Here is an 8,137-nt window from a genome sequence, read left to right as displayed (position 1 = left end):
CCCCCAACGCCAGCACTTGCGCCTGCACCGACACGTCCAGCGCCGAGACGGGTTCGTCCGCGATCAGCACGCGCGGCCGCATCGCCAGGGCGCGCGCCAAGCCCACGCGCTGCCGCTGTCCGCCCGAAAATTCATGCGGATAACGCCTCACCGCATCCGCCGACAGGCCGACCAGTTCAAATAGCTCTTGTGCCAACGCCCATGCCTCGCGCCGGGGCATGCCGTGCACCATCGGGCCTTGCGCCACGATTTCACCCACGCGCTGGCGCGGGTTCAACGACCCATACGGATCCTGAAACACCATCTGCACGCGCTTGGCATGCGTGCGGCGCGCGGTGGCTCCCTTGAACGCCAGCGGCTCGCCCGCCAGCACGATGCTGCCCGCATTAGGCGTCTGCAAGCCCAGCAGCGTGCGCGCCAGCGTGGATTTACCCGATCCGCTTTCGCCGACGATACCCAGCGTCTGACCCTCCCGCAGCGTCAGGCCGACGTTGTCCAGCGCATGTGTCACGCGGTCCGGACGCCAGAACGCGCCGCGCTTGCGATACGTCTTGGACAGCGCCCGGGTCTGCAAGATGACCGGCGCATCGGCGTCCAGCGTCGCGCGCACGGCGGCGGGTTCCAACGGCGGCACCGCGGCAATCAGCGCGCGCGTGTACGGATGCTGTGGGCGCTCCAACACCTGCTCGGCGGAACCGCTTTCGACCAAGACGCCCTGCTGCATCACGGCCACCCGATCCGCAATCTCGGCCACCACGCCGAAGTCGTGCGTGATGAACAATACCGCGGTGCCTTTGCGCCGTTGCAGGTCGTGTATCAAGTGCAGTATCTGCGACTGCGTCGTGACGTCCAGCGCGGTCGTCGGTTCATCGGCGATAAGCAACGCCGGTTCCAGGGCAAGGGCCATGGCGATCATCGCGCGCTGGCGCTGGCCGCCAGACAATTCATGCGGATAGGCGTGTACGGCCTGCTCGGGATTCGGCAGGCGGACGGATTCCAGCAGGTCCAGCGTGCGCCGCGCGATTTCAGCGTTTGGCAGACGGGTGTGGGTGCGAAAGACCTCGCCTATCTGATCGCCGACGCTGCGCAGCGGATTCAAAGCCGTCATGGGCTCTTGGAAGATCATGCCAATACGCCGGCCCCGCAAACGGCGCAAGGCCTCGGGCGACATTTGCAGCAGGTCCTGGCCTTCCCAACGAATCTGTCCGCCGCTGGCCCGCACGCCCTGCGGCAACAGGCCCAGGATGGCGCCGGCCGTCAACGATTTCCCGGACCCGCTTTCGCCCACCACGCACACGATCTCACCCGCCTTCACGCTAAGCGTCAGGTCTTTCAATGCGTGCGGCCGGTCGGCGCCCGGCGGAAGATCCACCGTCAAATTGTGAATGTGCAGCAATTCGGTCATGTTGGTTCAAGCCTTGCGCCGCCTAGGTAGACCCGCACAGGCATGCCGGGCTGGCAAGGCGACGTGATGGTTCTGCCGGGGGGAAGCCGCCGATAGTAGGCCCGCGCCATGCGCACGGCGAAATGCCGATTTCTCATTTGTTCATATTGGTTCAGGCACGCCGCGCGTCGTACCGGCCATGAAATGAAAACCAGATATCCACATGCGAATTCAATCGTTCAAGCGCGCCGCCGCGTGCGACAGACTTCAGGTCTTCCCAACGCGAATCCAGGAATCCCGATGTCTCTTCCCTCAGTCACCGGCCTAGACCACTACATCATCCGGGTCAACGATCTGCGGGCGGCGACGGACCGCTACGTGAAGCTGGGATTCAGCCTGGCCCCGCAAGGCAGGCACCATCGCGGCACGCGCAACCAGACCATCATTCTTGATGCGAACTATCTGGAACTGCTTTATTTCCCAGAAGAACTGAAAGCCGAGTCGCGCTTCAGCGGTTACGACGATGCCTACGAAGGCCCCGTCGCCACCGCGCTGCAAACCACCGACAGCACGGCCGTGCACAAGGAACTGGCGCGGTTGGGCATCAGCGCCGACGATCCGCAAAGCGGCGGACGCCCCGTGCATCTTCCCGAAGGCAGTGAAGACGCGGCATGGATCAACACGAATTTTCCGGCCGGCTTGTTGGGCGTGCCCGACTTCTTCACGTGCGGCCATCTGACGCGCCATCTGGTGTATCGGCCGCAATGGCAGGACCACGCCAATGGTGCGCGCCGCATCGAATCGCTTGTCGCCGTGCATCCCGACCCCGCCTCTTTGCGTGCCGGCTATGAACGTGTGTTCGGGCCCATCGCCATCAGCGCGCTGCCTGACAACGGCCTGCAAGTGCGTCGCGGCAGCCTGCGCATCGACTTCCTCAGCCCTGCCGCCTTCGAGCAGCGTTACCCCCGCGTTCGCGTTCCGGCCGGTTTGCCGGCGTCGGCGGGCGGCGGCTGGTTTGCCGGTTCGGTCATCGGTGTGCGCGACCTGGCAAAAACGCGCGCGCTGTTCGACGCCAATCAGGTGAACTATCGCGCCAACGCCCAAGGCGAACTGGTGGTGCCGCCGGAAGCAGGCGCGGGTGCGCTGCAAGTTTTTGTGCAAGAGGCGGCCTGAAATGAGCGACGCCCTGCCCGATTATTGGGACTGCTTCAGCACCGACTACGCGGCGGCGCGCGACGCCTTTGTGGCGATAGCCCAAGCGCGTGGCGCGGTGCTGTCCCGCCATGAACATGCCACGTTGAAAGACCCACACGGGCGCGCGCTGAGCGTGGATGTGGCCGTGCTGGGCCGCGCCGACGCTCCCCGCACGCATCTGGCGATCAGCGGCACGCACGGGCTGGAAGGCGCGGCGGGCTCCGCCGTGCAGATCGGCTGGTTGCGCGCCGATGGCGGCACGCCCTTGCCGGACGACGTCAACCTTGTGCTGGTGCACGCGTTGAACCCGTATGGCTACGCGTACGACTCGCGCACGACTGAAAACAACGTTGACCTGAATCGCAACTTTATTGACCACACGCGTCCCACACCGGCCAACCCGCACTACGCCACGCTACATCCGCATCTGATCCCGGCCGCCTGGACGGAGTCCGGCCTGGCGGCGGGCGCGCGCGAGGTCGAGAAATTCCGTGAAACTCACGGCGCCGACGTGCTGTTCAACACAACGGCGAGCGGCCAGTACACGCATCCGGACGGCCTGGTCTACGGCGGCACCGGCCCCGAATGGTCCAACCGCATCTTGCGCCGCATCGTCGACGAACATCTGGCCGCCAGCCAACGCGTGTCGTTTATCGACTGGCACACCGGCATCGGTGAATACGGCGAGCCGTTCTTCCTGTGCTTCAACGACGAAGGCAGCGCAGAACAGACGCAGGCCGCCCAATGGTGGGGCGCCGAGCGCGTGCGCGACCAGCGCCCGCATGGCCTGGCGCGACCTGACTACCAGGGCCTGGTGTTTCGCGGCGTGCAGCAGGCGTTGGGCAACCGCCCCTTGGCGGGCGCCGTCGTGGAGTTCGGCACGCGTGGCTTGCAGATGCGGGCCGCGCTAAGGCTGGACCAATGGCTGCGTTTCAAGGCCCCGCTGGCGCCCGATGCCGCGCGCGACAAGCAGTTGCGCGCCGACCTGATTGACGCCTTCGTGCCGGTATCCAGCGTGTGGCGGCGCAGCGCCCTCGCCCATGGCCTTGCCATCACCCGCCAGGCGATTGCCGGCGTGGCGTCCTGGTAAGCCCGCGTCCTATTTGTTCCTATTTCTTCCTATTTTTTCCTATTCCTTTTTCCCTCAAGCATTCATGAAAGCAATCGTATTGCGTGAACACGGCGGCAACGACAAGCTCCGCCTGGAAACCGAATTCCCTGACCCCGTCGCCGGGCCGGATGACGTCGTCATTCGTGTGCGTGCGTCATCCTTGAACTACCACGACGTATTCACGCGCCGTGGCATGCCCGGCATCAAGCTGCCCTTTCCCGTGATCATCGGCCTGGACGTCGCCGGCGAGGTCGTGCAGACCGGCCGGAATGTCCACGACTGGAAAGCCGGCGACCGCGTGCTGGTGGACCCGATCGACCGGGTGGACGGCGGGCTGGTGGGCGAAACCATCCATGGCGGCCTGGCCGAGCTTTGCCGCGTACCCGCGCACCAGTTGATTCGGCTGCCCGACGAGGTCAGCTTCGAACAGGCGGCGGCGCTGCCGGTGGCCTATGGCACCGCGCTGCGCATGATGAACCGCATCGGCCAGATCCAGGCCGGCGAAAAAGTGCTGATCCTGGGTGCCAGTGGCGGGGTGGGCGTATGTGCGGTGCAACTGGCCAAGCTGGCCGGCGCCGAAGTCATTGCCTGCGCGGGCACGCCGGAAAAAGGCGAGGCGCTGCGCGCGCTGGGCGCCGACCACATCATCCTGTACACCGAGGAAGACTTCCTGAAGGCCGTGCAGGAACGCTTTGGCCGCCCTGCCCGCCGTCGCGGCGCAAAGTCGGGCGGGGTGGACGTCGTGGTGAATTTCACCGGCGGAGACACGTGGGTGAAATCGTTGCGCTGCCTGCGCCTGGGCGGCCGCCTGCTGACCTGCGGCGCCACGGCGGGATTCGACCCCAAGGAAGACCTGCGATACATCTGGACGTTCGAACTTCAGATACGCGGCTCGAACGGATGGGATCGCGACGACCTGCTTGAACTGCTGGAGCTGGTGCGCAGCGGCAGGCTGCACGTGCAGGTGGACCGTACCTGGCCGCTGGCGCAAGGCGCGCAGGCATTGGCATCGCTGGAAGATCGCAAGATCGTCGGCAAAGTGCTGGTGACCTCATGAGCGACGTGCTGAACGCCAGCCAGATCCAGGCCAAATTCGACGATTCGCCCTTCATCGCATGGCTAGGCCTGACGGTCAGCGCCGTGGATCACGAGCGCGGCGAACTGACCGTGCTGGCGCCGATGCGGCCGGAGTTCGAACGGGGTGCCGCCAGCGGCCAATGGCATGGCGGCCCGTTGGCGGCCGTGATCGACACGGTAGGCGATTTTGCCGTCGGCATGCTGCTGGGCCGTGGCCTGCCCACCATCAACTTTCGCGTCGACTACCTGCGGCCCGCCATTAACACCGGCCTGACCGCCGTGGCGCGCGTGCGCCGCAATGGCCGCAGCGTCGGCGTGGCGGATGTGGATCTCTACAACGATCAGGGCGCGCTTGTCGCCATCGGCCGCGCCACCTACGCCACGCTCAGCCAAGGCTGATAGCGCAACACCATAAGGATGTCCATCATGACTCAAGCCCCGCGCCTCGGAAGGCGCGCCTTCCTGACCCGAACCGCCGCAAGCGGCCTGGCCGCCAGCGCGCTGGGCGCGGTGCCGCGCACGCTGCTCGCCGCCACCACCCAAGCGGGTACGGACGCCGGCCCGGCGCGCAAGGGTGGCACGCTGGTCGCCAGCTGGGGCGGCCTGGAGCCACAAGCCTTGTTCGTGCCCGGTGGCGGCGGATCCAGCCCTTTTCAGACGTCCACCAAGATTCTGGAACGACTGCTCAAGCTGGATGCCGACTTGAAGTTCCAACCGGCGTTGGCGCTAAGCGTGACCCCGGCGGCGGACTTTCGCAGCTACACCATCAAGCTGCGCGAAGGGGTCACCTGGCATGACGGCACGCCCTTCACATCCGCCGACGTGGTCTACAACGTGTTGCAGCACTGGAAGCCGATTTCCGCCGGCATCGCGCTGAAGTCGTTGACGGACGCCACTGCCCCGGACGCGCACACGGTTGTGCTGACGTTCAACGCACCGGTGCCGGAGTTCTTTTTGAAGTCCACGTTGTCCGGCCAGTATCAGCTGCTGGTTCCCAAGCATCTGTATGACGGCAAGGACCTGATCACCAATCCGCTGAACAACACGCCCATTGGCACGGGCCCATGGAAATACGGCAAATGGGTGCGCGGCAGTCACGTGGAATACCTGCGCAACGACAAGTACTGGAAGCCGGGCGAACCCAATCTGGACAAGCTGATCATCCGCTGGTGGTCCGACCCGGCCTCGCGCGGCGCGGCGTTGGAAACAGGCGAGCTGGGCCTGGCCTATTCCAACCCGGTGCCGGCGCGCGACATCGACCGCCTGGTCAAGACCGGCAAGGTCGTGGTGGACACGCGGGGCTACCAGAACACCGCGTGGACCGTCACGGTGGAATTCAATCAGCGCCGCGACATCGTCAACCGACGCGAAGTCCGCCAGGCCATTCTTCATGCCATCGATCGACAGTTCATCGTCGACACGATCTACTACGGCCGAGGCAAGCCCGCCATCGCCCCCGTCTTCAGCAGCAACCCGCTGTTCTACACCGAGGACGTGCCGCGCTACCCCTTCGATCCGAAGAAGGCCGCCGCCTTGCTGGACGCGGCGGGCCTGCCCGTCAAGGACGGCAAGCGCTTCACCGTGAACCTGGTGGCAGCGGCGTGGTTTGAAGAGAATGCCAAGCTGGGCCAGTACCTGAAGCAGGCGCTTGAAGACGTGGGTATTGCCGTGAAGCTGGATTCGGTGGACCGCGCCACGGCGCTCAAGCGCATTTATGGCGATTACGACTACGACATCGCGGTGGCCAACTTCACGTCGCCGCTGGAGTTGGTGCCGACCGTGACGCAGTTCTTCACCACCGACGGCATCGTGAAAGGCGCCGCCTTTCGCAACGCCACGGGTTATTCGAACCCCGAGATGGACGCCGTGGTGGCCAAGCTGGCGGTCGAGACCGCGCCCGAGGCCCGCAAGGCGCTGGCCGCGCAATTCGCGCGCCTGGCATCGACCGACGTGCCGCTTGTGCCGCTGGTGGAAATCCAGTCGTTCACGCTGGCCGGCAAGAACGTACGCAACTTCACCACCGGCGCCAACGTCCAGGGCGAAACCCTGGCCGACGTCTGGCTGCAAGCGTAAGAGGCCTGCCATGCCCGTGCGTCTGATCTTGCGCCGCCTGCTCCAGGCCATTCCGCTGCTGCTGGGCGTGGTGGTGCTTAACTTCGCCCTGATCCAGTCCGTGCCCGGCACGTTTCTGGACGTGATGACGGCCGAGCAGCAGGTCACCGACCCGGCGCTGATCGAGCGGCTGCGCGTGACGTACGGGCTGGACCAGCCGCCCACGGTGCAATTGCTGAAGTACATCGGATCTGTCGCCAGCCTGGACTTCGGCTACTCGTACCGGCATAACTTGCCGGTGCTTGACGTGATCCTGGCGCACCTGCCGGCCACGCTGGTGCTGATGCTGGCCAGCATCGCCATCGCCGTGCTGGTGGGCATGGCGGCGGGCATTGTGTCCGCCATCAAGGTCAACACGTGGTGGGACAGCGCGGTGTCGGCGTTTGCCGTGCTGTGCTTTGCCGCGCCCAGTTTCTGGCTGGGCATCATGTTGATCATTCTGTTTTCCGTGAAGCTGGGCTGGTTTCCCGTGGGCGGCATGGTCACCATAGGCTTGGATGGCGGATTCTGGACGCAGGCGCTGGACGTGCTGCACCACCTGGCGTTGCCGGCCATTGCGCTGGGCCTGTTCTATTCGGCGGCGTATGCGCGGGTGATGCGGGCGTCGATGCTGGAAGTCAGCCGCATGGACTATGTGCGCACTGCCCATGCCAAGGGCCTGACCCGTACCGCCGTGGTGCTTCGGCACATTCTGCGCAACGCGATGCTGCCCATCGTTACGCTGCTGGGCCTGCAACTGGGCGCGGTGCTGGGCGGCAGCATCGTGGTCGAAGCCGTGTTCAGTTGGCCGGGCATCGGCGGCGTGCTGTTCGACAGCGTCATGAGCCGCAACTACCCGGTGGTGCTGGGCATTCTGGTGCTCAGTTCCTTCGTGGTGGTGGTTGCCAACATCATCGTCGACCTGCTTTACACGCGGATGGACCCGCGCATCAAGGCTGCCTGATATGTCCACATCCCCTGCATTTTCCGCCCCGCCCGCCACCCGGCTTGCACGCCCGCCCGCATCGTTCGCGGCCCGATTCATGCGCAATCGCGGCGCGGTGGCCGGCGCGATCGTCCTGCTGCTGGTGGCGCTGCTGGCCGCCGGCGCGGGCTGGCTGTATCCGACCAATCCGCTGCGTATTGTGGCTGCGCCGGAGATCTGGCCTTTTGAATCCTGGCGTTACCCCCTGGGCACGGATTCCATGGGGCGCGACATTGCCGCCCTGGTCGCGCATGGCGCGCGCGCCACGCTGTTGATCGGTCTGGTCGCGGCCGCC

At 65.5% G+C, this 8,137-nt stretch carries 7 protein-coding genes and 1 pseudogene; 7 read left to right on the top strand and 1 reads right to left on the bottom strand.

Annotation, left to right across the window (positions count from 1 at the left end):
* Nucleotides 1–1,405 (bottom strand): dipeptide ABC transporter ATP-binding protein (locus ACNPP0_RS15165; RefSeq protein WP_448706339.1); only part of this gene is annotated, 1,405 nt, incomplete at its 3' end.
* Nucleotides 1,406–1,684: 279 nt separating this feature from the next.
* Between ACNPP0_RS15165 and ACNPP0_RS15160 the strand changes: the two genes are divergently transcribed.
* From ACNPP0_RS15160 to ACNPP0_RS15130, 7 genes and pseudogenes are all read left to right on the top strand, one after another.
* Nucleotides 1,685–2,557, top strand: coding sequence for a VOC family protein (locus ACNPP0_RS15160; protein WP_448706338.1), 873 nt, complete (start codon nucleotides 1,685–1,687; stop codon nucleotides 2,555–2,557).
* A 1-nt stretch (nucleotide 2,558) separates the two neighbouring features.
* Nucleotides 2,559–3,668: a M14 family metallopeptidase gene (locus ACNPP0_RS15155; RefSeq protein ID WP_448706337.1), complete on the top strand. Its 1,110-nt coding sequence runs from the start codon at nucleotides 2,559–2,561 to the stop codon at nucleotides 3,666–3,668.
* Nucleotides 3,669–3,732: 64 nt separating this feature from the next.
* Entirely contained in the window at nucleotides 3,733–4,746 is a 1,014-nt protein-coding gene (locus ACNPP0_RS15150; protein ID WP_332609588.1) for a quinone oxidoreductase family protein, read from the top strand.
* Nucleotides 4,743–5,165 carry a PaaI family thioesterase gene (locus ACNPP0_RS15145; protein ID WP_332609587.1) on the top strand — a complete coding sequence of 141 codons (423 nt, stop codon included), beginning with the start codon at nucleotides 4,743–4,745 and terminating at the stop codon, nucleotides 5,163–5,165. The genes ACNPP0_RS15150 and ACNPP0_RS15145 overlap by 4 nt, the downstream gene beginning before the upstream one ends.
* A 27-nt stretch (nucleotides 5,166–5,192) precedes the next feature.
* Entirely contained in the window at nucleotides 5,193–6,839 is a 1,647-nt protein-coding gene (locus ACNPP0_RS15140) for an ABC transporter substrate-binding protein (protein ID WP_448706336.1), read from the top strand.
* A gap of 10 nt (nucleotides 6,840–6,849) precedes the next feature.
* Nucleotides 6,850–7,821 carry an ABC transporter permease gene (locus tag ACNPP0_RS15135; RefSeq protein WP_448706335.1) on the top strand — a complete coding sequence of 324 codons (972 nt, stop codon included), beginning with the start codon at nucleotides 6,850–6,852 and terminating at the stop codon, nucleotides 7,819–7,821.
* A 1-nt stretch (nucleotide 7,822) separates the two neighbouring features.
* A pseudogene (locus ACNPP0_RS15130) lies at nucleotides 7,823–8,137 on the top strand (ABC transporter permease); the annotation flags it as partial.

Source organism: Achromobacter semiaridum, assembly GCF_053543755.1.
Note: the sequence above shows the minus strand (reverse complement) of the source record. Positions and strands in the feature narration are given on the sequence as shown.